The 21177-nt window shown below is 68.3% G+C and carries 23 protein-coding genes; 11 read left to right on the forward strand and 12 right to left on the reverse strand.

Annotated elements, in window-relative coordinates; all coding sequences use genetic code 11:
- Positions 1-253: 253 nt before the first annotated feature.
- Both NS6_RS07540 and NS6_RS07545 read right to left on the reverse strand, forming a co-directional pair.
- Complete coding sequence (locus NS6_RS07540; protein WP_084470814.1) at positions 254-1171, reverse strand: Sco1979 family transcriptional regulator; 918 nt, start codon at positions 1169-1171, stop codon at positions 254-256.
- A 59-nt stretch (positions 1172-1230) separates the two neighbouring features.
- The gene (locus NS6_RS07545; protein ID WP_068038616.1) at positions 1231-1464 is read right to left on the reverse strand and encodes a DUF397 domain-containing protein; all 234 of its coding nucleotides are present in this window, start codon (positions 1462-1464) and stop codon (positions 1231-1233) included.
- A gap of 570 nt (positions 1465-2034) precedes the next feature.
- Here NS6_RS07545 and NS6_RS07550 point away from each other — a divergent pair.
- A complete protein-coding gene (locus tag NS6_RS07550; RefSeq protein ID WP_068038619.1) occupies positions 2035-2337 on the forward strand; it encodes a hypothetical protein in 303 nt (100 codons plus the stop codon).
- Here the strand turns inward: NS6_RS07550 and NS6_RS07555 are convergent.
- On the reverse strand, positions 2311-3192 hold the full coding sequence (locus tag NS6_RS07555; RefSeq protein ID WP_068038622.1) for an arylamine N-acetyltransferase family protein: 882 nt from the start codon (positions 3190-3192) through the stop codon (positions 2311-2313). The two genes, NS6_RS07550 and NS6_RS07555, sit on opposite strands and share 27 nt — an antisense overlap.
- Before the next feature lie 73 nt (positions 3193-3265).
- Positions 3266-3643, reverse strand: a complete 378-nt coding sequence (locus NS6_RS34555) for a winged helix-turn-helix transcriptional regulator (protein ID WP_245669177.1) — start codon at positions 3641-3643, stop codon at positions 3266-3268.
- A gap of 272 nt (positions 3644-3915) precedes the next feature.
- Between NS6_RS34555 and NS6_RS07565 the strand changes: the two genes are divergently transcribed.
- Positions 3916-4734, forward strand: a complete 819-nt coding sequence (locus NS6_RS07565) for a maleylpyruvate isomerase family mycothiol-dependent enzyme (RefSeq protein WP_068038625.1) — start codon at positions 3916-3918, stop codon at positions 4732-4734.
- Between the two features lie 45 nt (positions 4735-4779).
- Here NS6_RS07565 and nadC read toward each other — a convergent pair whose 3' ends face one another.
- From nadC to nadA, 3 genes are all read right to left on the reverse strand, one after another.
- On the reverse strand, positions 4780-5640 hold the full coding sequence (nadC, locus tag NS6_RS07570) for a carboxylating nicotinate-nucleotide diphosphorylase (protein ID WP_068038628.1): 861 nt from the start codon (positions 5638-5640) through the stop codon (positions 4780-4782).
- Positions 5641-5746: 106 nt separating this feature from the next.
- On the reverse strand, positions 5747-7495 hold the full coding sequence (locus NS6_RS07575) for an L-aspartate oxidase (RefSeq protein WP_084470835.1): 1749 nt from the start codon (positions 7493-7495) through the stop codon (positions 5747-5749).
- 198 nt (positions 7496-7693) lie between these two features.
- On the reverse strand, positions 7694-8749 hold the full coding sequence (nadA, locus tag NS6_RS07580) for a quinolinate synthase NadA (RefSeq protein WP_068038631.1): 1056 nt from the start codon (positions 8747-8749) through the stop codon (positions 7694-7696).
- Between the two features lie 76 nt (positions 8750-8825).
- On the opposite strand from nadA, the gene NS6_RS07585 reads away from it, so the two are divergent.
- Positions 8826-9575, forward strand: coding sequence for an NUDIX hydrolase (locus NS6_RS07585; RefSeq protein ID WP_068038855.1), 750 nt, complete (start codon positions 8826-8828; stop codon positions 9573-9575).
- A 60-nt stretch (positions 9576-9635) separates the two neighbouring features.
- On the opposite strand, the gene NS6_RS07590 is transcribed toward NS6_RS07585, so the two are convergent.
- From NS6_RS07590 to bioB, 4 genes are all read right to left on the reverse strand, one after another.
- Positions 9636-10166: a DUF1353 domain-containing protein gene (locus NS6_RS07590; protein WP_068038634.1), complete on the reverse strand. Its 531-nt coding sequence runs from the start codon at positions 10164-10166 to the stop codon at positions 9636-9638.
- A gap of 146 nt (positions 10167-10312) precedes the next feature.
- Positions 10313-11053: a DUF2567 domain-containing protein gene (locus NS6_RS07595; RefSeq protein ID WP_068038858.1), complete on the reverse strand. Its 741-nt coding sequence runs from the start codon at positions 11051-11053 to the stop codon at positions 10313-10315.
- 2 nt (positions 11054-11055) lie between these two features.
- Complete coding sequence (gene bsaP, locus NS6_RS07600) at positions 11056-11283, reverse strand: biotin synthase auxiliary protein BsaP (protein WP_068038637.1); 228 nt, start codon at positions 11281-11283, stop codon at positions 11056-11058.
- Between the two features lie 32 nt (positions 11284-11315).
- Positions 11316-12344 (reverse strand): biotin synthase BioB, encoded by a 1029-nt coding sequence (gene bioB, locus NS6_RS07605; protein WP_068038640.1) that lies wholly within the window; start codon positions 12342-12344, stop codon positions 11316-11318.
- Between the two features lie 147 nt (positions 12345-12491).
- Between bioB and NS6_RS07610 the strand changes: the two genes are divergently transcribed.
- From NS6_RS07610 to NS6_RS07640, 6 genes are all read left to right on the forward strand, one after another.
- Entirely contained in the window at positions 12492-13070 is a 579-nt protein-coding gene (locus tag NS6_RS07610; protein WP_068038643.1) for a TetR/AcrR family transcriptional regulator C-terminal domain-containing protein, read from the forward strand.
- Positions 13071-13453: 383 nt separating this feature from the next.
- Positions 13454-14620: an 8-amino-7-oxononanoate synthase gene (locus NS6_RS07620; protein WP_068038649.1), complete on the forward strand. Its 1167-nt coding sequence runs from the start codon at positions 13454-13456 to the stop codon at positions 14618-14620.
- Positions 14617-15348: a dethiobiotin synthase gene (gene bioD, locus NS6_RS07625; protein ID WP_068038651.1), complete on the forward strand. Its 732-nt coding sequence runs from the start codon at positions 14617-14619 to the stop codon at positions 15346-15348. Before NS6_RS07620 ends, bioD begins: the two co-directional genes overlap by 4 nt.
- 8 nt (positions 15349-15356) lie before the next feature.
- Entirely contained in the window at positions 15357-16547 is a 1191-nt protein-coding gene (macS, locus tag NS6_RS07630) for a MacS family sensor histidine kinase (protein WP_068038654.1), read from the forward strand.
- 140 nt (positions 16548-16687) lie between these two features.
- Entirely contained in the window at positions 16688-17560 is an 873-nt protein-coding gene (locus tag NS6_RS07635; RefSeq protein ID WP_068038861.1) for an alpha/beta fold hydrolase, read from the forward strand.
- Between the two features lie 124 nt (positions 17561-17684).
- On the forward strand, positions 17685-18113 hold the full coding sequence (locus tag NS6_RS07640) for a DoxX family protein (RefSeq protein WP_068038657.1): 429 nt from the start codon (positions 17685-17687) through the stop codon (positions 18111-18113).
- 216 nt (positions 18114-18329) lie between these two features.
- Here NS6_RS07640 and NS6_RS07645 read toward each other — a convergent pair whose 3' ends face one another.
- Complete coding sequence (locus NS6_RS07645) at positions 18330-19532, reverse strand: cytochrome P450 (protein WP_068038659.1); 1203 nt, start codon at positions 19530-19532, stop codon at positions 18330-18332.
- Between the two features lie 73 nt (positions 19533-19605).
- Here NS6_RS07645 and NS6_RS07650 point away from each other — a divergent pair, with 73 nt between their 5' ends.
- Complete coding sequence (locus NS6_RS07650) at positions 19606-20226, forward strand: TetR/AcrR family transcriptional regulator (RefSeq protein WP_068038662.1); 621 nt, start codon at positions 19606-19608, stop codon at positions 20224-20226.
- A gap of 137 nt (positions 20227-20363) precedes the next feature.
- Positions 20364-21083 (forward strand): GNAT family N-acetyltransferase, encoded by a 720-nt coding sequence (locus tag NS6_RS07655; RefSeq protein ID WP_245669179.1) that lies wholly within the window; start codon positions 20364-20366, stop codon positions 21081-21083.
- The last annotated feature ends 94 nt before the right edge of the window (positions 21084-21177 follow it).

Consider the following 21177-nt stretch of genomic DNA (forward strand, 5'->3'; position numbering starts at 1 on the left):
CCGAGGCCACGGACTTCGGCGGATCGGTCGGATCGCTGAAGCCTGTGATCGATCCACACGCTACCTCAGCCCGGATACGTGCGCCGTGGAGTTGACAGGCGAATACGTATGTCCCGCAGAGCATAACGTCACGCTTCGAAGGAACAACCGCTCCGGCACGGGGTCGGTGGTCGGTCGTTTCCCCAGTGAAGGGACACGGTGGCGAGTGCGGATTCGGGTCGTCCGGCCGAGAGTGATTCTCCGGCCCTTGACGCTAGCCGACTGCGTCGAGGAGCTCCTGGAGGAGAATGGGGGTTCTCCCTACGGGGTGGGCGTAACCTGCGCACAGGGTGTCCATCAGTTTCCGATAGTGCTGCAGGTCGACGGTTTTGTCGAGATAGAGTGCGCTGGTGAGCTGCTCGAGATAGACGATGTCGGGCAGTTCCTCTTCGGGGAAGCGCAGGATGCTGAATGAGCCGCCTTCGGCCGGCGTGGGACCGACCGATTCCGGGAGCACCTGGATGGTGATATTGGGCTGCTCGGTCAGCTCGAGCAGGTGCAGCAGCTGATTGCGGGCCACGCACGGATCCGGGGGCAGCCTGCGCAGCACATGCTCATCGACAACCGCCCATACGGTGGGAGGGGTCGGTGTACGAGTCAATATGCGCTGGCGCCGCATCCGCATATCGACCAGGCGCTGGGCGTCCTCCCGGGAATCGAGACCGAAGATATAGCGGGCGTAATCGGCGGTCTGGAAGAGGCCCGGTATGTAGTGGGTCTCATAGATACGAATACCGAGGGAGGCCTGTTCCAGACCGACATAGGTCTCGAACCACGAGGGCAGCAGGTCATTGTAACGATGCCACCAGCCCGGCTGGTTGGCCTGACGAGCCAGCGCAAGGAAGCGGTCACGCTCGTCGGCGTCGTGCACGCCGTACAGCGTGAGGAGGTCGCCCATATCGCGTACTTTGAATCCGGTTCGCCCCAACTCGAGTCGGGCAATCTTGGATTCGGATGCCCGCAGCGCCTCGCCTGCGGTCTCGCGGCTGATACCGCGCTCCTCGCGCAGTTTCCGTAGCTGGACACCGAGCGCGATCCGCAGAACGGTGGGGCCGCGGTCGACGGGGGCTCGGGCCGTCACATCACCGTTGTGGCCGAACCTCGCCGCCGTGGAGTCGGCCCTGGCTGTCATCGAGTCGACTCCCATCCGGCAAGCAACGTATCCCCTAGTGGCTGCGCCCCCGCAACACCTTACAGCATGAGGCTATCGAAGCGGCCACCCTTGATATCGCGCAGCAAGGTAGCGAACTCCGCCCGCGTATAGGACAGCACGGCCCCCTGAGGGTCCCGGGAGTTGCGCATTCCGATCAGGTCGCCGGGAAGCTGCGACAACTCGACGCAGTTGCCGTTCGGTCCACTGAAAGAGCTTTTCCGCCAAGCGATCACACTCGGCTTCGATGAGGATTCGGAGATGGGATCGGACATGATTCTCTCACTGTTCCTGTCGATGAACGAGACTCGCGGTTTTACCGTACACACAGATGCACTTGCAGGTGCATTTCCAATCGAAGATGCAGATGCATCTCCCGTTGCATCTTCACCCGGAGTTTGGAACACTGCCATCAACCGGTAACGCCTGGTGCCATCGTGCACCGCGGGCAGTCGAGTGCTGTTCTGTGACAGGAGGACTGGATGCGGGCTCCGCATCGTGCGGCCGGTCGCCAACTCGTCTGCCCCATATCTCTCGTACCGATCCGCGGCCGCGAGGTGGCGCGCGATTTCGTTCTGACGCCACGGCCCCACTTTCCCACGGGCGGCGCATGCCGTTGGGGCTACACCTATTCCGTTCGGCGCGCAGTTCGTTTCGACGGAACAGCCGACACGGGACCGACCTCACGCGGCCGGATCGCCAACGCGTGTCACGGCCGACGATGCCGCCGCGCACACGGTTTCGCAGCATGCCAGGCCGTTCGGATCGGCATGAGGGAATTCGAGTCGTCGCGGTGCGGGGTGCAGAGTCCCCGGACCCGAAACCATCAGCCGCAAGGAAGCCGAATGAAGCGAGAAGGACTGCGTACGACGACAACCACCGACGGGAAGAAGACCGCGGACTGGTCGCTGACCAGCAGACGCCCGTGGATTCGGCGCGTATTGCTGCTCGGCGACTCGCGTCCCGCGGTCCAGTGGCCCGACAAGCCACTGCCGACGGCGCAACGTGGAATGGTCGTCTTCGCCGGCGATGCGGGCCCGCTCGATCTTGCCGGTGCCCGTGAAGTGTTGCCGCAACACCAGGACCTGTGGGATGCGGTGCAACAGGAATTCTGGGCGGCCCTACTCGACGTCAACCAACCCCACTGAGGCCCACGGGGCGCGAAGCAACGCCGCGGCATCCTCGTCGGGAAGTTCGATATCGAACACCTCGGCCAGCGTTTCCGGTAATTCCGTGAAGTCCAGTTCCCGTGACCGGCTGGATCCGTCGGGGTGTTCCGTGGTCAGGATGCGACCGTCGAGGATGTGGTGGCTGTCGGGATGGAAACGCTGGACGAACGGACGCCGGGTGAACGGCGAACGCGGCGAAGTCGCGACGAAATGATTGCCGACCTCGTAATCCATCCGGTACTGCGGGGCGAGGGTGAACGTGTAGCGGTCGACCCACCCGTCCTTCGCGAACTGGTGCAGAACCCACTGTTCGGTTTCCAGCTCGCCGAATTCCCGAGCGAGCCGGAACCGCCATTCACCGAGCAGGAACTCCGCCGGGCTGTCGACGAGCGCATAGGGTTCGGCCGGACCCGCACCGAACCCGACGTCGACGATCCATATCCGGTCGTCGTCGCTGGTGGTGACCCGCAGCAACGCATGGGTGGCGGGCCGCAAGCCGTCCGCCCCCATCGTGACCCGCCCGGACAGCCCGGTCACCCCGAAACCCAGCCGTTCCAGCACCGCCGCAAATACGGTGACGTTCTCGTAGCAGTAGCCACCCCGCCGCTGCCGTAACAGCTTGTCCTGCAAAGTTTCCAGGTCCAGCGGAACGGGCCGGCCCAGCACCGCTTCGAGGTTCTCGAACGGGATGGAAGTCGTATGGGCAGCAACCAGTGACCGCAGCACTGTCGACGTGGGGGTACGCGGCCCGGAGTACCCGACCCTGTTCAGGTACAGCTCGAGATCCAGCTGGTCGCCGTTCCAGTGGTATGCCGCATCGGCAGGCTTCGGCATGGCACTCCTCGTTGTCGCCCGGTATCGATACGAGCAACCTTCCGCACACGGCATATGTTCCGTACGCACCGGATCACGACCACGACCTGCCGATCGAGCTCGGCCGCGTTATTTCCGGTTGCCGCGCGTCCACACGCCGCCCGACCCACCACCAGCCCCAGGACTCGGACCGATCCCAGAGAGACTGCAACGCCTCACTGAGGCCGATCCCTGCCGCCGTCAACTCGTAGAAGCCGTTGGATCCATGCTTCTCGATCAACCCCGCCGCGTGTAACTGCTGTAGCCGATTCGACAGCATGCTCGAGGAGCAATTGCCCATCCGGCGGCGCAGTTCCAGAAATCCGAGTGGCCCGGGTTCCAGTTCCCAGAGGACGCGCAATATCCATCGCTGCCCCAGCAGCTCGATGACGGCCAGGATCGGGCGGTGTGCCGGGTCGTCGCCGCCGCTCACCGTAAGATCCCAGCAGTTGCACTTCTCATTTCGAAGCACCGTATTTGATTCTGAATTAGAAGCACCGGAGTGGGAGGAGTCTCGATGGGCCGCTCGGATACGAGCCGGCGGGTGGTGCTGATCACCGGCGCCTCCCGCTGAGTCTGCGCCGCCACGGCGCAACGTCTCGCCGCCCTGGACACCCATGTGGTGGTCAATGGTGTCCGGCAACCTACCTCCCTGCGGGTGCGAAATGGGTGGCGCGGGAGCGCGGTCGCCGTTTCACTGGGGGCATGCTGGTATTCGATGCTCGGCCGTTGTTCGTGCTGGAACGTCGCGCACTGCTGGACCTGCTCGGATCACTGGAGGAGGCGGAGTGGTCCGCGGGCACCGTTTGTCCGGGGTGGGCAGTGCGGGAAGTGGTTGCGCATCTTGTCGACGACTATCTGCGCAGGTTGTCGGGCAGCCGGGACGGGTACAGCGGCGTTCCCTTCGCCCCGGGTGAATCACTGCCCGTCTATCTGGCGCGGATAAACGGTGAATTCGTGGCGGCGATGCGCCAGTGCAGCCCGGCCACCATGGTGGACCTACTGACCCATCTGGGCCCTCAGCTGGACGAGATGTGGGAACGTACCGATCCCGCCGGACTCGCATACCTGGATGTGTCCTGGGCTGGGACGGGCACGAGCCCGGCCTGGCTCGATTGTGCTCGTGAGTACACCGAGTTCTGGGTACACCAGCAACAGATCCGGGACGCGGTGGGTCGGCCCGGGGCCGACGGGCCGGAACTGCTCCGACCGGTAGTGGTGACCTTTCTGCACGCGCTGCCGGTGGCGTTGCGCGGGTCGGTTCGGCCCGCGGGCACCGAGGTGAGCTTCGAGGTCACCGGCTCGGCCGGTGGGTGCTGGGCGGCCGTCAGCGACGGCACGGGATGGGGTCTTCTGGACCGGGTCTGCCCGGCCCCCGCGGCCGCGGTGCGGATGGACGCCGATACGGTATGGCGTCTGGGCAGCCGCGGCATCACCGTCGAGGAGGCTCGCCGGCGCGCGGAGGCGACCGGCGATCCCGAACTGACGGCGGCCGCCACCACGCTGCTCGCGGTAGTCGCCTGAGCCACGCGGCGCATAGGGCCGGCGGCCCGTTGCAGGGATATCGCGCTACATATCGAGGCCCAGGTCGAGGACCCGGACGGAGTGGGTCAGGGCGCCCACGGCAAGGTAGTCGACGCCGGTGCGGGCGTAGTCCGCGGCCATGTCCAAGGTGAGTCCGCCGGAGGATTCGAGTTTCGTCTCGGGGGCGGCGGCGTTGCGGCGCTGGACGGCGGCCTGGGTCTGCCAGAGCGGGAAATTGTCCAGCAGGACCAGCTGGACGTTCTCGGCCAGGACCGCGTCGAGCTGGTCGAGGTTGTCGACTTCCACTTCGCAGTCGATATCGGGGGCGGCGGTGCGGACGGCGTGCAGGGCATTCACCACCGATCCGGCGGCGACGACGTGGTTGTCCTTGATGAGCGCCGCGTCGCCCAGGCCCATACGGTGGTTGACGCCGCCGCCGGCGCGAACCGCGTATTTCTGTAGGGCCCGCAGGCCGGGCAGGGTTTTGCGGCTGTCGCGGATACGGCAGTTCGTCCCGGCTACGGCATCCACCCAGGAGGCGGTCGCGGTAGCAATACCGGACAGGTGGCACAGCAGGTTGAGCATGGTGCGTTCGGCGGTGAGCAGGCCGCGAGTCGGGGCGACGACACCGAGCACAGAGTCGCCGGCGGCGATGCGGGTGCCGTCGAGAACGCGTTCGGTGATTTCGTAACCGTCGGCGCCGATCACCTCGTCGAGCACGAGCAGACCGATATCGATACCGGCGGCCGTGCCCGGCTGACGTGCCATGACCACGGCCTTCACCACGGCTTCCGCGGGAACAGTGGCGACGGTGGTGATATCGGGGCCGTAGCGCAGATCCTCGTCGAGCGCGGTGCGGATGAGGCCGCGGATCGCGTCGGGGTCCAGCCCGGGGTCCAAAGTCATTCTGTACTCCTTTTTTCCTTCTCCGCGTGCGCCGCGCGATGCCGGATGACGGGCGAGCCCTGGGCCCGTGCGCAACAGGTACGGTCCCCGATTCCTTCCGCGCCGATCACGATGGTGCGTCCGATGGGACTGCCCTCGCGGCGGCACGACCACCGGGGTGGGAGGGCATGCCCAGTCCATGCACAACCGGCGACCCCGTGGCAGCTGTGGCGAGGTACGGGGCGCCGGAACCGGCCAGCCGTATCACCATGGGCTCGGCCGAATCCTCCTGCGGTAAGGGGTGTTCGGCGCGGGTATGGCAGCCGCGACTCTCGGTGCGTACCGCCGCCGCCAGCAGTACGGCGCGGGCTGTGACGGTCAGAGCGGAATCTTCGAAGCGCGCGATCAACTCTGCCGGGCCGGCCGGCAGGCGACCGGATGCCGGAGTCTGCAAGGTTTCCGCAGACATCGGCACGGTGGCCCGAGAGTGCGGCTCGGCACTTTCGGCCGGGAACCGAACACCCTGGCCGGCAGCGGTTTCGAGGATGGCCGTGGCCCGTGCCAGGCCGCGCCCTTCGCGCACCACCGACGCGTGTTCGGTCATCGTTCGCTGGACCAGCGCCCGCGGCAGCGCGGGACGTTCCGGCACCGACCCGCCGGGTACCTGTGCCGGTTCGCCCAGGCGCTCGAGCGCCGCCAAGCCCGCCCGTTCGCCCATCACCAGCCCCTCGAGCAGGCTGTTGGAGGCGAGCCGGTTCGCACCGTGCAACCCGGTGCGGGCGACCTCACCGGCCGCGTACAACCCGGGTACACCGGTGCGGCCGTGCAGGTCGGTGACCACTCCCCCGCACTGGTAGTGCGCGGCGGGCGCCACCGGGATGAGGTCGCGGCGGGGGTCGATCCCGGCGACCCGGCAGGAGGTGGTGATCGTGGGGAACCGGGCGGTGAAATCGGGGATCCCGCGGGCGTCGAGGTAGACGTGGTCCTCGCCCAACTCCCGCAGCCTGGCGGCGATCGACCGCGACACAACGTCGCGCGGCGCCAGATCGCCGCGCGGATGAACCCCGGCGGTTACCGATTCTCCGCGGGAATCGATCAGCACCGCACCCTCACCGCGCACCGCCTCGCTGATCAGCGGCTGCCGGCCGATCCCACCGGGCGAGTACAGCACGGTGGGGTGGAACTGCAGGAATTCGAGATCCGCCACCGCCGCGCCCGCCCACAGAGCCAGCGCCAGCCCGTCCGCGGTGGCTCCGGCGGGGTTGGTGCTCAGCGCGTACAACTGCCCGAGACCACCGGTGGCGAGCAGTACCGCCGGAGCGTGCACGACTCCGGTACCTCGGCCGGAGACCGCGACGACCCCTTGGACACCGGACTCGTCCGTGACCACGTCGAGTACGACAGTCCCGAAGAGCACGGGCAGGCCCGCCTCCGACAGCGCCCGCTGCACTTCCGCGCCCGTCGCGTCGCCACCCGCGTGGATGATGCGACGCGTGCTGTGCCCGCCCTCGCGCGTTCGCGAGATCTGGCCGTCGCGCCCGAGGTCGAATACCGCGCCCAGATCGGTCAGCGCGGCGACCGCGGCGGGTCCGGCTTCGACGATGGATCGCACCGCGGCGGGCTCGCACAGCCCGCCGCCCGCGGCGAGGGTGTCGGCGACATGGGAGTCAACCGAATCGCCCTGCGGCGCGACCACCGCGATACCGCCCTGCGCGTATTGGGTGGCGGTATCACTGGGGCCCCCTTTGCTCAGAATCAGCACGCGCAGTCCCAGCCGTGAGGCGGCGCGCGCGGCGGTGAGCCCGGCGACGCCGCCACCGATCACAACCAGGTCCGCGCGCTCTTCCCACGCTGGATTCCATAGTTCACCAGTCATCGTGTCCTCCACTGCCCGGAGCAGTCACCGACGAGACGCCTGTAGGACAGGCACCTGAACCAGCAGGTATCGCGTACCCACCGGCACGAGCCACTCGTGGCACATGCCGCGCCAGCGCTCACGCACCGAGCCGGCCGGATCCGTCGAGGATCGGATGACGCGGGCGGCCAGCGGTGCCCGCAGCCTCCGAACTCTGTGTCATTCCCCGCCGCCGGGGTTCCCGATCTCGATCATGCGCTGGACCGAATTGCGTGCTTTGGCAGCGGTTTCCGGGTCGACGTGTACCTCGTCGCGGTTCTCCTCCAGGCAACGCAACAGCGCGGCCGGGGTGATCATCTTCATGTATTTGCAGGCGGCGCGGTCGTTCACGGCCTGGAAATCGATACCGGGGGCGGCTTTGCGCAGCTGATGCAGCATGCCCACCTCGGTCGCCACGAGTACCTGGTTCGACTTGGCGGCGCGGGCCGCGTCGATCATGCCGCCGGTGGACAGGATGTGCACCCGGTCGGCCGGGAATTCGCCTTCCCCGGCCAGATAGAGCGCCGAGGTCGCGCAGCCGCATTCGGGGTGCACGAACAGTTCGGCGTCGGGGTGGGCGCGCGCCTGGTCGTTGAGTTCGTCACCGTTGATACCGGCGTGGACGTGGCATTCGCCCATCCAGATGTGCATGTTCTCGCGGCCGGTTTCCCGTTTGACGTGCGCACCGAGGAACTGGTCGGGCAGAAACAGCACGTCGCGGTCCGGATCGATGGAGGCCACGACGTCCACGGCGTTGGAGGACGTGCAGCAGATATCGGTCAGTCCTTTCACTGCCGCGGTGGTGTTGACGTAGGACACCACCACCGCATCGGGGTGCTCGGCTTTCCAGTCGCGCAGATCCTCGGCGGTGATCGAATCGGCCAGCGAGCACCCCGCCCGCTGATCGGGGATCAGTACGGTTTTCTCGGGGCTCAGGATCTTGGCGGTTTCGGCCATGAAATGCACACCGCAGAACACGATCGTGCCTTCGGGTGCTTCGGCCGCGATCCGGGACAGCGCCAGGGAATCACCGACGTGATCGGCCACGTCCTGGATCTCCGGGAGCTGGTAGTTGTGCGCAAGAATGGTCGCGTTGCGTTGCCGCGCCAGGCGTTTCACCTCGGCCGCCCATTCCGGTGTCGCCTCCACCCCGGTATACCCCGTCGGCCCGTCGACGATCCGCTCCCGCAGTGCGGTACCCGGCGCCGGGGCCAATTCTGCTCCCATCGTCGCCATGGTCGCTCCTTCCTTCGCGCGCTCGGCAACTCTGCCGATTCACACTCAACCAGGTTTTCGACTTATGATCGAAAACATGGACCAGTTTAGCACCATCCATGAATCGCTCACCGCGGTGTTCCAGGTTCGCCGCTTCCCCGCCGATATCGCCGCAGGTGAGAGCGGTCACGCCGGGACCATCGCCCGCCGCCCGCCGGGCCGGCGCAGCGAGCTCGCCGTCCTGCTGTGGCAGCGCGCACTCGACCCGCAGCAGGGCACCTGGTCGCTACCGGGCGGCCGGTTACGCAACGACGAGGACCTCGACACCTCGGCCCGCCGCCAGCTGGCCGAGAAGGTCGATGTGCGAGAGGTGGACCACCTCGAGCAGCTCTCGGTGTTCAGCGCCCCGGACCGGGTGCCCGGCCCGCGCCGGATCGCGTCCGCCTACCTCGGGCTCGTCCCGCTCACCGCCGACCCGCAGCTCCCCTCCGATACCCGCTGGCATCCGGTGTCCGCACTTCCGGAGATGTCTTTCGACCACGGCACCGTGGTACAGCATGCCCGCACCCGCCTGGCCGCGAAACTGTCCTACACCAATATCTCCTTCGCCCTGGCGCCGGACCGGTTCACCATGTCCACGCTGCGGGAGATCTACTGCGCGGCACTGGGTTACGACGTCGACACCACCAACTTGCAACGCGTCCTGACGCGCCGCAAGGTGATCACCCCCACCGGCGATACCGCCACACCGGGCCGAGCGGGTGGCCGGCCGGCGTCGGTGTACCGCTTCACCGATTCGGACCTGCGGGTCACCGACGAGTTCGCGGCACTCCGGCCCCGCGGTTGAAACGCGGAACCCTCACCGCCGCAATACCTGACACGCGACGAGCACCGGCGGAGAACCGGTTCACGTACGCATCTGTGGCCGCGGAACCCGGGTACGCCGCTCCGGCGGCGCAAGCCGGTCCACCGGCCAGGCGAGCAGTTCGATGAACCAGAACAGCACCAGGAATACCGCGACCACAACCGTCGGTATCGCCACGAAAACGATCGACAGCACGGCGACCACCAGGAGCACCGCGAACGCGGTGGGTGATATCCCCTGCAATCGGCTGCCCAACCGCACCGCTGCCCACATCATCCAGCGCCGCGGCCGCGACACATCGCATTCCCGCAGCGTCCGCCGGAAGATACCGTCGGCGTCGGCCGCGCCGACTCGTTCCGTGCGCCGCAGGTAATCGTGCAGAATTGCCGCCCGCGTGTACACCCCGTACCGGGGGATCAGCCAGACCAGCGGCCGCGGCACCGAGGCGAAATCGGTGCGGAAATCCGCGGGTACCACGAATTCTTCGGCCGCCCCCTGATAGGTCAGCGGCTCCCGGACTTTCCAGAACTTCCCGTCGATCTCCTCGACCACGAGTGAACTGGTGAACCCCACGACGTCTTCTCCCTGTCGTCCTCCCGAACGCAGTCAGCCTACGGCGGGGCGGCCGGGGCCGCGCGGTGGGCAGCATCCGGTCCCGCTGCGCGGGACGGGGCTCGGCCGGCGAGAACCGTTGCCGGCCTTTCCGGATCGGCCGAACGCTACTTCGACAGCGACGGTCCGGGCGGCGACTCCTGCGGTGACAGCGCGGCTTCGCCACCGGCCGGCACCTGGGCTCCGGGTTCCGCGGTGCCGTGCACCGGTACCCGGGCGGACGGTTCACCGGGATAGAAGGCCTGGTCGTAATCCGGGTATTCCGGCTCCGCATACGGCTGGGGACGCGATTCCCCGAAGGGACTCATGAATCCGCTACCGAGATCCTCGGTCGTGCTGAGCCCGGCCAGGAGCAGGATGACCAGCGCCGCGGTCAGCGGCTGAACCAGCAGGGCGAGGGGGCTTTCCAGACCGACGGGCAAGGACACGATCTGCCCCACCGGCGGATCGCCGGGCCGGGGGTTGTCCCAGTCGTTGATCGTTTCACCGACCCACGCCATCACCCACGCGCCGGCCACCGACCCCAGCAGCAGCCCGATGAGCTGGATAGGTCCGCGCATCCGCCGCCAACGCCAGGCCGCGGCAGCCGACAGTACCCCGGTGACCGCGCCCAGACCCGCGAAGATCGCCAGGGCGTCGAACCGGTGCAGGCTCTCCCCCACCAGTGTGGCGCCCCGGCCCGGTTCGACCACCAGCACCAGTTCGGTCGGTGCCAGCAGGCCCCAGACCGCGCCCGCGAACACGCTCAGTACGACCACCGCGGCCAGCAGTACAGCGGCAGCACGCAGCTCCTTACGCCCGCCGCCGCGGTGTTCCCGACGCGCTGCGTCACCGCGTGACCCGGGCACCACTACCGCCTCTCCGCGCACACGGAATCGAGGACCCCGTGCCGCGAGCAGCGGGCCTGCCAGCCGCCCGGATCGATCTGCACGACCATCCGGCGCCCGCAATGCGCGCAGAACCGCGGGGGTTCCAGGCCCAGTGCCACGGCCCGGGAGTCCGGCTCGTCGTGCCCGGGCACGACCCGCGTACCCGTGAACGGGTTGTAGCGCTCGTCCATATCGCCGACAGTACTCATCCGACCCCGCCTTCCGCGGTTGGCGCCGCCGATCAGAATGTCTCGTTGAGTGCCTTGATCGGCATCTGGAGTTCACCCAGCAGGTCGAGGTCCTGTTCGGCCGGGCGGCCCAGGGTGGTCAAATAGTTGCCGACGATCACGGCGTTGATTCCGCCCAGGATGCCCTGGCGGGCGCCCAGGTCACCGAGGGTGATCTCGCGGCCGCCGGCGAAACGCAGGATGGTCCGGGGCAGTGCGAGCCGGAAGGCGGCCACAGCGCGCAGTGCGTCCGCGGCCGGCAGGACCTCGAGGTCGCCGAACGGTGTGCCGGGACGGGGGTTGAGGAAGTTCAGCGGCACCTCGTCGGGTTCGAGTGCGGCCAGGTCGGCGGCGAATTCGGCGCGCTGTTCGAGGGTTTCACCCATGCCGAGGATGCCGCCGCAGCACACCTCCATTCCGGCTGTTCGCACCATTCGCAGGGTGTCCCAGCGTTCCTCCCAGGTGTGGGTGGTGACCACCTTCGGGAAGTGGGAGCGCGCGGTTTCCAGGTTGTGGTTGTAGCGGTGCACGCCCATCGCGGCGAGGCGGTCGACCTGGTCCTGTGTGAGCATCCCGAGCGAACAGGCGACCTGGATGTCGACCTCGTTGCGTATGGCCTCCACTCCTGCGGCCACCTGCGCCATCAGCCGTTCGTCCGGCCCGCGCACGGCGGCGACGATGCAGAATTCGGTGGCTCCGGTCTTGGCGGTCTGTTTGGCCGCTTCGACCAGGCTCGGGATATCGAGCCAGGCGGCCCGGACCGGGGACGCGAACAGCCCCGATTGCGAGCAGAAATGGCAGTCTTCCGGGCAGCCGCCGGTCTTGAGGCTGATGATGCCTTCGACCTCCACCTCCGGACCGCACCATGTCACCCGGACCTCGTGCGCGAGTTCGAGCAATTGCCCGAGCCGGTCGTCTCCGAGGCGCAGAACGTCCAGGACCTGGTTCCGGGACAGCCCGATACCGCGTTCGAGCACCTGTTCCCGCGCAACGGTCAGCACATCGTCCGCGGATATCTCGGTGGTGACAGGGGCCTGAGTCACTGGCGAATCCCTTCGTCGGGAGGTGCCCGGCTGTGGGCCGGCACACCGGACTTGAACAGCGTTCAGGACAGGGTAGCGGCAAAGATTGAACAGCGTTCAGGCTGGGGTAGCGTCTGGGATGGATCGAAGCCACCGGGAGGACGGACTGTGCAGCTACACCGAGGCGATGTCGTGGACGGGGCACTCACCATCCTCGACCAGTACGGACTCGCCGACCTCACCATGCGCCGGCTCGCGGGTTCGCTGCGCGTCCAGCCCGGCGCACTGTACTGGCACTTCCCGAACAAGCAGGCGTTACTCGGCGCCGTCGCCGACCGGATCCTGGCCCCGATGGAACAGCCCGTCACGGCGAGCGACTGGCCGGACGCACTGAGCGAATTGGCGCACCGGCTGCGCAACTGCCTGCTCACCTACCGCGACGGCGCGGAGCTGGTCTCCGCCACCTACGCCTCCCGCCTCACCACCAGCAAGGGCCGGGAACGTATCGCCGGTGCGGTGATCCGCGCCGGCGTGCCCCGCGAACAGGCCGAACTCGCCGCCTACACGCTGCTCTACTACGTGCTCGGCCACACCGTCGACGAACAGTCCCGGATGCAGATGGACTCGGCCGGGGCGCTACCCACCCCCGAGCCCACCGAGGGCCCCGACCCGACCGCCCGATTCGACTTCGGCCTACAACTGTTCACCGCCGGCATCCGGCACCAGCTGGGCGCGGAGATCCGCTGAGCGCCGCTCCAGAAGCAGCGCCACCAGACCCAGCAGCGGATCGGTGACGCCGCGACCCCGGTCGGCGAGCCGCACCCGCAACCGGTGGCCGGGATAAACCCGAAGACCGACGGCAAGCACCCGCCGCATGTCCGCGCAGATACCACGCACAGAAACCCCCGCGGCCGCCACTCCGGAGGTCGCGCCCGAACACCACCGCGGGCACCCGCCCCCGGTAGCCACGCCCGCTGATCGGATACCGGATACCACCGGCGGCGGCCACGGAATGCAGGTCACCGAGCCGCCTACCGCCCGGCCCATCCGCCCCTCCCGCGGCCACCGGCACCCCGGCCGCCTTTCGCGGAGCAGGGGCGTCCGGTAGCAATCTTGAACGGTGTTCAAGTATGGTGCCCGACGTGACCTCGGACCCATTGGCCTGGCTCGACGACCACGCGGCGACCCGCGTGACCGCCGGATTACGACGGCAACTACGCCCCCGCGCCGCGGGTTCACCGGCCCTGGACCTCGCCTCCAACGACTACCTGGGCCTCACCCGGCATCCGGAAGTCCGCGCCGGAGCCATCGAGGCGGTACGCCGCTGGGGTGCCGGGTCGACCGGGTCCCGGCTGGTGACCGGAACCACCACCGACCATGAACTCCTGGAAGGTGAACTGGCCGAATTCACCGGATTCCCGGCCGGTCTGGTCTTCTCCTCCGGTTATGCCGCCAACCTCGGCGCCGTCACCGCCCTGGCCGGCCGGGGTTCACTGATCGTCTCCGACGCCGGCTGCCACGCCTCCCTCGTGGATGCCTGCCGGCTGTCCCGGGCCCGGGTGGCGATCGCGCCGCACCGGAACTCGACCGCCGTTGCCCGGCTACTTGCGGACCGCAGCGAGGAGCACGCCCTGGTACTCACCGATTCGGTGTTCAGCGCCGACGGCGATCTGGCACCCCTGACCGAACTGCACCGCGTGGTCCGCGACCACAACGCGCTCCTGCTCGTCGACGAGGCGCACGGACTCGGCGTGCGCGGCCACGGAGGGCGGGGCCTCGTCCAGGAAACCGGACTGGCGGGCGAACCCGATGTGATCGTCACCGTGACCCTGTCCAAGGCCCTCGCCGCCCAGGGCGGTGCGGTATTGGGTGACGAGCGAGTGCGCGCGCATCTGATCGACACCGCCCGCACCATGATCTTCGATACCGGGCTGGCACCCGCCGCCGTCGGCGCCGCCCGCGCGGCCCTGCGGATTCTGCGCCGCGACCCCGGGCTCGGGCCGCGGGTACTGGCCCGCGCCGCCGATATCGCCCGGATCGCCGGAGTAGCGGCACCGGATTCGGCGGTCGTCCCGATCATCCTCGGTGACCCGCAGACCGCCCACGACGCCGCCCACACCTGCCGCGAACAGGATGTGGAGGTGGGGTGCTTCCGGCCGCCGTCGGTTCCGGAAGGTACCTCCCGGCTGCGCCTGACCGCCCGCGCCGATCTGACCCCCGCCGATCTCGACACCCTCACGAAGGTCCTGGTACCGGTGCTGACGCACGCACGGAACAGCACGACGGTGCCCGCATGACCGTACTGTTCGTCACCGGCACCTCCACCGAGGTCGGCAAAACCGTCACCACTGCCGCCCTCGCGGCCACCGCCCGCGCCGCCGGCCGCACCGTCGCCGTCTGCAAACCCGCACAAACCGGGGTCGCGGCCACCGACCCCGGTGACCTCGCCACGATCACCGCGCTCTCCGGCGTGACCCGCACGCTCGAACTGGCCCGCTACCCTGCCCCGCTCGCCCCCGATACCGCCGCCCGCCGGTGCGGTGCCGCACTCCTCACGCTGACCGAAACCGCTTCCGCCATAGCGGCTCTCGGTTCCGCGGACCTGACACTGGTGGAAGGCGCCGGCGGCCTGCTGGTACGGCTGGGCGAATTCACCCTCCTCGACCTCGCCCGCGAACTCGCGGCACCGGCACTGGTGGTGACTGCGCCGGGCCTGGGCACGCTCAACCACAGCGAACTCACCGTTCGCGCTTTGGCGCAGGCCGGTGTGCCGTGCGCCGGCCTGGTGGTGGGTTCCTGGCCGCAACATCCCGACCTGGCAGCCCGGACCAATCGCACCGACCTGCCCAGGGTCACCGGCACCGAAGTCGTCGGCACGCTCCCCGCGGGCGCGGCGTCGTGGTCGCCGCCGCGGTTCCGGGCAGTCGCGCCCGGCTGGTTCACCCCGACTTGGGCACAGCGGTACTTGGGGATACCCGAAGACGAGCACGCATTTCGCCCGGAGCCGGGCACGATCACTGCCTAGAGTGCGGTATGGCCACGACCAGGTCCCCGCAGGAGTCGGCGCACCACACACCCGACCCCGCCGACGCCGCGACTGCACCCCTGTGGCGTGCGGTCCAGGCATTCCGGCTGGTCACGCTGCTGTACGCGGTGGGACAGCAGATCGCGTCGGTGCAGTACTACGAGAACCAATTATTGAGCTGGTTTTTCATCGCGCTGATGGTGATCTGGTCCGGCATCTCCGCCCTGCTCCTGACCCACTGGCGCACATCCGACACCACGCGCACGCGCACGCTTGTCGTCGTAGGCGACCATCTCGTAGTGCTCGGACTGATCGCGGCCACTCCCCTGGTCGCCGATTACGCCTGGTATCACGGGCACCAACCGCTGCCCACCACCATGTGGTCGGCGAACGCAGTCATCTCCGCCGCCATCCTGCGCGGCCCGCTCGCCGGGGTCACCTCGGGCCTGCTCATCGCGGCCACGATCATCACCATGCGGCAGCAGTGGGGCGACGATGTATGGGCCGATGCGACGGCACCCGTTCTGGTATCGGTGGGCTTGGCGCTGGGCATGGCCGCCAATACCGCCCGCCGCGCCCAGGAACAGTTACAACGCGCGGTACGCCTCACCGCGGCCACCGAGGAACGGGAACGACTGGCCCGCCAGGTGCACGACGGCGTCCTGCAGATCCTTTCCTATATCAGCCGGCGTGGTAGCGAAATAGGTGGTCCGGCAGTGGAATTGGCGCAGCGGGCCGCCGAGCAGGAGGTCGCGTTGCGGCGGCTCATCTCCGAACAGACCGCACACTCGACCGTCGGCGATACCACCGTCGACCTGCGTCCGTTACTGACGGCGCACAGCACACCCCGGGTGGTGGTCTCCACCCCGGGCGAACCCGTACTCGTCGGCCGCTGGACGGCCCAGGAAATCACGGCCGCGGTCGCCGCCGCCCTCACCAACGTCGAACTCCACGCGGGTCCCGATGCCCGCACCTATGTACTCCTGGAGGACACCGATACCGGCCTGGTCGTCAGCATCCGCGACGACGGCGCCGGCATTGCGCCAGGGCGCCTGGCCGAGGCCGAGGACGAGGGCCGGATGGGGGTGTCCCGCTCGATAACCGGTCGGATCGCTGCTCTCGGCGGCACTGTCGAACTTCTCACCGCCGATATCGTCGGCGAAGGTACGGAATGGGAATTCCACATCCCGCGCGCCTGATACCGCCCACGGCCGGACGACGTAGCGGCCGGGTCCATCGACCCGGGTGCCTCGGCTCGCACCGATATCAGCCGGCGAGCCCAGCCGACAGCCGCGAAACCGTTTGCACCGACCACCGACCGATGGCGATCATGACCTGGATGGACAGGCTACATATGGAGGATCCCGCGCGGGCCGGGGTAACAACGCTGCGCGATGGGCGCCGATCGGCATGGGCGGAATGGGGTCCGGCGGATGGCCGGCCGGTGCTGTTCTGCCCGGGCGCCGGATGGGGGCGCCGACTCGGATTCGGGTTCGGCGCCGCAACCGCGCTCGGCGTCCGGCTGATCTCGGTGGAACGGCCGGGATCGGGAGAATCCACCGGAATGCCGGGACGCACGCTACTGGATTGGGCCGACGATATCGGCCAGCTCGGCTTCGCCGATCCCGCGGTCGTCGGTTTTTCACAGGGAGCCCCGTTCGCGCTGGCCCTGGCTGCCCGCGGGATCACCTCCGAGGTGGCGATCGTATCCGGCGGTGACGAGCTCGCTCACCCCGGAACGACTCTGCCGGACGAGGTCCGGCGGCTGGTCGATCTGGTGGCCGCCGATCCGGCCGGCGCCGAACGCGATTTCGCGCGCTTCGGGAGCGCCGAGACGCTGTGGCGGTTGAGCGTCGAAGGCAGTTCCGAGGCCGATCGGGAGATCTACTTGCAACCGGACTTCGCCGCGGCGTTCCGGCGCGCACTGGATACCGGATTCGCGCAGGGGCCGGCCGGTTATGCGCGCGATACGGTCTTGCATTTCGCGCGGTGGCCGTTCCGGGTAGAGGAGCTCACCGCCCGCGTACATCTCTGGTACGGAGGGCGAGACGACAACCCGACCCATTCCCCGGACCACGGCACCACCCTCGCCGCCCGGATCCCGAACGCCACCAGGCACTACCTACCCGACAGCGGCGCCGCACTGCTGTGGACCCACGCCGGCGAAATCCTCCGGCAGCTTCTCGCGCAATCGCCGGGTACCCCGACGTAGTACACCTGCGCCCGAAGTGAGTTCCGGAAGAAACTTTGCGGACAGCGATGACTCCGCCGACGATGCCCCGTCCTATCGGTTGAACGCGCTACCAACCCGGCGCGACCGACCAGAAGGACCGGCCATGACCACCGAGACCCCCACCACCACCGTTGCTACCGACCGCCCCGGCACAATCCGCAACCGCGTCCTGTGGACCCTGCAAATCGTGCTCGGCCTGTTCTTCGTCATAGCCTCCGGCGGACCGAAGCTCGTGATGCCGAACGCCCTGGCGGACAACGCCCCCGAGAATCTGACCATTCCCTTCGCGCTGCTCGTCTTCATCGGACTGGTCGAGGTCGCGGGCGGTATCGGCCTGATGGTGCCACGGTTGTCGGCCCTGGCCGCCGCGGGCCTGACCGTCCTCACCGTGCTCGCCGCCGGGACACAGGCTTTCATCGCCGACAAACCCGCGATGGCGATCTTCCCCCTGGTCCTCGCCGCGATCTTCGCCTGGATCGCCTACGAGCGGCGCGCCACCGTCACCGACCTGCGCGACTCTTTCGCACGATGACAAACCCATGAGCACGATCGGCGACCGGTGCCCCACCGTTCGCCGATCGTGCATTTCCCGGATCGATCACCCGTCGGGTTGGCGGCGACGATCCGTCCGGCCGGTCCAGCAGCCCACGCGTGGTTGTCCTCCTCGGACGGCGGCATCGGCAGCTCCCGAACCGGAATCCGGCTGTGGTAGCCATGGCAGGTACGGGCCCGGTGCGTGGCCGGGCGCTCATACGGTGACAGCTAGGGGCAGGCGGGCGAGGCGCCGCACGATCAGGCTGGGGACGTAGGACGGTTGCGGCCCGCGCAGCGTGACGTTGCTGGTGGTGTCCAGCAGGGTGTGCACAGCCTGGGCCGTTTCCTTGCGGGCGAGGTGGGCGCCGAGACAAAAGTGGATGCCGCGCCCGAAGCTGTGGTGCCGCGTGCGCTGGACACGGTCGAGGTCGACACGATCGGGATGGTCGAAGATCCGCGGATCGCGGTTGGAGGCACCCCACATCAGCATCAGGCGCGCACCGGATTCGAGCTCGACCCCGGCCAGGCGGGTGGGTGCGGTCGTCACGCGGAAGTGGCCGCGGAACGGGCTCTCGATCCGCACGGCCTCCTCCACGAGCGCGTCGACGCGGCCGTGGTCGGCGCGCAGCGAGTCCTGGAGCTCCTGGTCTCCGGCGAGCAACCGGACCGCGGTGCCCAGCAAGCTCGTGGTCGATTCGGCGCCTGCTGTCACCAATTGCAGCAACAGGATCGCGGCCTGTTCACGAGTCATAGTCTGCGCGGCCACGGCCGCGGCCACGCTGCCCAGTACCCCGTCCTCTTCGCCCGGGCAGGCGTGATCGAGGCGTTCGCCCAGGTATCGGATGAATTCCAGGACCTCCAGTGCGGCCTGCCCGGCGCGGTCGGGGGAGGCGACGCCGGAAACCATATCGATCGCGGCGTCCGACCAGCGCGCCAATTGCCGATGATCGGAGTCCGGCAGCCCGATCAGGTGCCCGATCACCTGCACCGGCACCCGGTGGGCGACTTCTGCCATCCAGTCACCGCCACCGGCGGCGACCAACCCGTTCACCGCGGGGCGGAGGGCGGCGTCGATCATTTCGGTCAGCGCCGCGACCGAGCGTGGGCTGAATCGCGACATCACCAGTGCCCGCTGCTCGGTGTGAGTGGGGGGATCCGCGGTTGCCAGTACATCCACCCCGCCGGCGGCCTCGGCCACCGATATCGACGCAGAACCGGAGGCCGCCGACAACACCGCGACCAGATTGCTCGAATAGGTCTGCGGGTCGGCCAGCACGGTGCGGATCGCGTCGAATCCCAGCACCACATACAACTGCTGGCCGGGCAGGAAATGCACATCGCCTGCCGCACGCAACTGGTCGATCATCGGGTAGGGATTTTCGATCGCGGCTGGGGAGAACAGGTCCGGGGCAACCATAGCGGCATCATCCTTTCACATGTTGTATAACGTGTTATACAACATGTGCCGGGATTGCGGTACCCTTCGATTCGTGGTCGATGACGCTGCTGCCCTGCTCCGCGAATCCCGTGACTCCCTGCGCGTCGTGCGCGAATTCGGGCCCACCGAACGCCGGCGCCGCAGCGAAATCGCCGCCGTCGCACGCGTCATGGCCTCCCGTGACGGCTACAAAGGCGTCACCATCCGGCAGGTCGCCGCCGAAGCAGGCACCACCCCGGTCACCGTGTACCGCTACTTCGGCTCCAAAGACGGCCTGGTCCAGCACCTGATGGCCGAATGGGCCCTCGACACCCTCGACCGCATCACCCGGTTACCCGCCACCTCCGGCGCCGGCCCCGCCGAGCGAGTCGCCGGCGCTTTCGCTCAACTCATCGACTGGGCGGCCGAAGACCGCAACCTGCTACACGCCGGCATGAGTTCGGTGCACTCCGGTGACGGACCCGGCATCAGGGTGTGGCGACCACTGTTCACCGAACTGGTCCGTGCCGCGCTCACCGACCCCGACTGGACCGACGACCACGACCGAGCCCTGATCCTCGGTCACGTCCTGACCACCTGCCTACTGGACCTGACCACCAATCCCGCCGACATCACCGATATCCGCCGCACCATCACCCGCGCCGCGCACCTTCTCTTCGCCCCTCCCCACTGACGCGACTGTTCGCCACCCGGCATTCGCCGACCCGGTCGATGGACATCGGTTCGGTCGCTCACCGGCCGGCCGGACCGGTAAGCGACCGGGGCAAACGCGACCCGTTCGGCTTCCTGCCGACCCGGCATACTCACGGTGTGAACAACGAGGGGTACAGCACAGCTGTGGATTGCGCCGCCGAACTGGACGACCCGGTCGGTGAATCGCTGCGGGGGCGGCATGGGCATCTGAGCCGGTGGGCCGGGCGGGCCGGCACGTATCTGCCGGAGGTCGCGTCGTTCGCGACGGTGGGCAACGCCCCGGACGAGCAGACGTGGGATGGGCTTGCCCGGCTGGTCGGGCGGGGTGAGATCGCGGACATGTTCAGTTGTCCGGCGCGGCCGCCCGCGGACTGGGAACCGGTTTTCGCTCTCGGCGGCCGGCGGATGATCGGACCGGCGAACCGGCCGGAACAACCGCCGGGCTCCAGCGCCGATGTGGTGGAGCTGGGCGCGGACAGCGTGGCGGAGATGCTCGAGCTGACCGCGCGGACGCAGCCGGGACCGTTCGGCCCGCGCACCCACGAACTCGGTACCTACCTCGGCATCCGCGACCACGGCAGGCTGGTGGCGATGGCGGGAGAACGGCTCCGGCCACCGGGATGGACCGAGATCAGCGCTGTCTGCACGGCACCGGAGGCACGCGGCAAAGGGTATGCGGCTCGTTTGGTCGGCGAGCTCGTCGCGCGGATCGTGGCGCGCGGCGAACGGCCGTTTCTGCATGTGGTCGAGACCAATACCGGTGCGATCGCCCTGTACGAACGGCTCGGATTCCGCACACGCACGCAGGTGACATTTCGGGGTTTCCGCATACCTTGACATCCGCGAACGACCGGAATCGCCCTTGAAGCTGCTCCGGTGCCTTCCGGTGTGGATTCTCCGGCAGTGCGACCGTTGCGGTTTCTCCCGAGGG

Origin of the sequence: Nocardia speluncae NBRC 108251 (assembly GCF_001613245.1) — a bacterium.
Lineage (GTDB): Bacteria > Actinomycetota > Actinomycetes > Mycobacteriales > Mycobacteriaceae > Nocardia > Nocardia speluncae.

What these genes read in the sequence shown, in the direction of transcription:
- NS6_RS07540 (WP_084470814.1), bottom strand. Translation starts at nt 1,171, where the DNA reads ATGACAGCCAGGGCCGACTCCACGGCGGCGAGGTTCGGCCACAACGGT.
- NS6_RS07545 (WP_068038616.1), bottom strand. Translation starts at nt 1,464, where the DNA reads ATGTCCGATCCCATCTCCGAATCCTCATCGAAGCCGAGTGTGATCGCT.
- NS6_RS07550 (WP_068038619.1), top strand. Translation starts at nt 2,035, where the DNA reads ATGAAGCGAGAAGGACTGCGTACGACGACAACCACCGACGGGAAGAAG.
- NS6_RS07555 (WP_068038622.1), bottom strand. Translation starts at nt 3,192, where the DNA reads ATGCCGAAGCCTGCCGATGCGGCATACCACTGGAACGGCGACCAGCTG.
- NS6_RS07565 (WP_068038625.1), top strand. Translation starts at nt 3,916, where the DNA reads ATGCTGGTATTCGATGCTCGGCCGTTGTTCGTGCTGGAACGTCGCGCA.
- nadC (WP_068038628.1), bottom strand. Translation starts at nt 5,640, where the DNA reads ATGACTTTGGACCCCGGGCTGGACCCCGACGCGATCCGCGGCCTCATC.
- NS6_RS07575 (WP_084470835.1), bottom strand. Translation starts at nt 7,495, where the DNA reads ATGACTGGTGAACTATGGAATCCAGCGTGGGAAGAGCGCGCGGACCTG.
- nadA (WP_068038631.1), bottom strand. Translation starts at nt 8,749, where the DNA reads ATGGCGACGATGGGAGCAGAATTGGCCCCGGCGCCGGGTACCGCACTG.
- NS6_RS07585 (WP_068038855.1), top strand. Translation starts at nt 8,826, where the DNA reads ATGGACCAGTTTAGCACCATCCATGAATCGCTCACCGCGGTGTTCCAG.
- bsaP (WP_068038637.1), bottom strand. Translation starts at nt 11,283, where the DNA reads ATGAGTACTGTCGGCGATATGGACGAGCGCTACAACCCGTTCACGGGT.
- NS6_RS07620 (WP_068038649.1), top strand. Translation starts at nt 13,454, where the DNA reads ATGGTGCCCGACGTGACCTCGGACCCATTGGCCTGGCTCGACGACCAC.
- bioD (WP_068038651.1), top strand. Translation starts at nt 14,617, where the DNA reads ATGACCGTACTGTTCGTCACCGGCACCTCCACCGAGGTCGGCAAAACC.
- macS (WP_068038654.1), top strand. Translation starts at nt 15,357, where the DNA reads ATGGCCACGACCAGGTCCCCGCAGGAGTCGGCGCACCACACACCCGAC.
- NS6_RS07635 (WP_068038861.1), top strand. Translation starts at nt 16,688, where the DNA reads ATGGACAGGCTACATATGGAGGATCCCGCGCGGGCCGGGGTAACAACG.
- NS6_RS07640 (WP_068038657.1), top strand. Translation starts at nt 17,685, where the DNA reads ATGACCACCGAGACCCCCACCACCACCGTTGCTACCGACCGCCCCGGC.
- NS6_RS07645 (WP_068038659.1), bottom strand. Translation starts at nt 19,532, where the DNA reads ATGGTTGCCCCGGACCTGTTCTCCCCAGCCGCGATCGAAAATCCCTAC.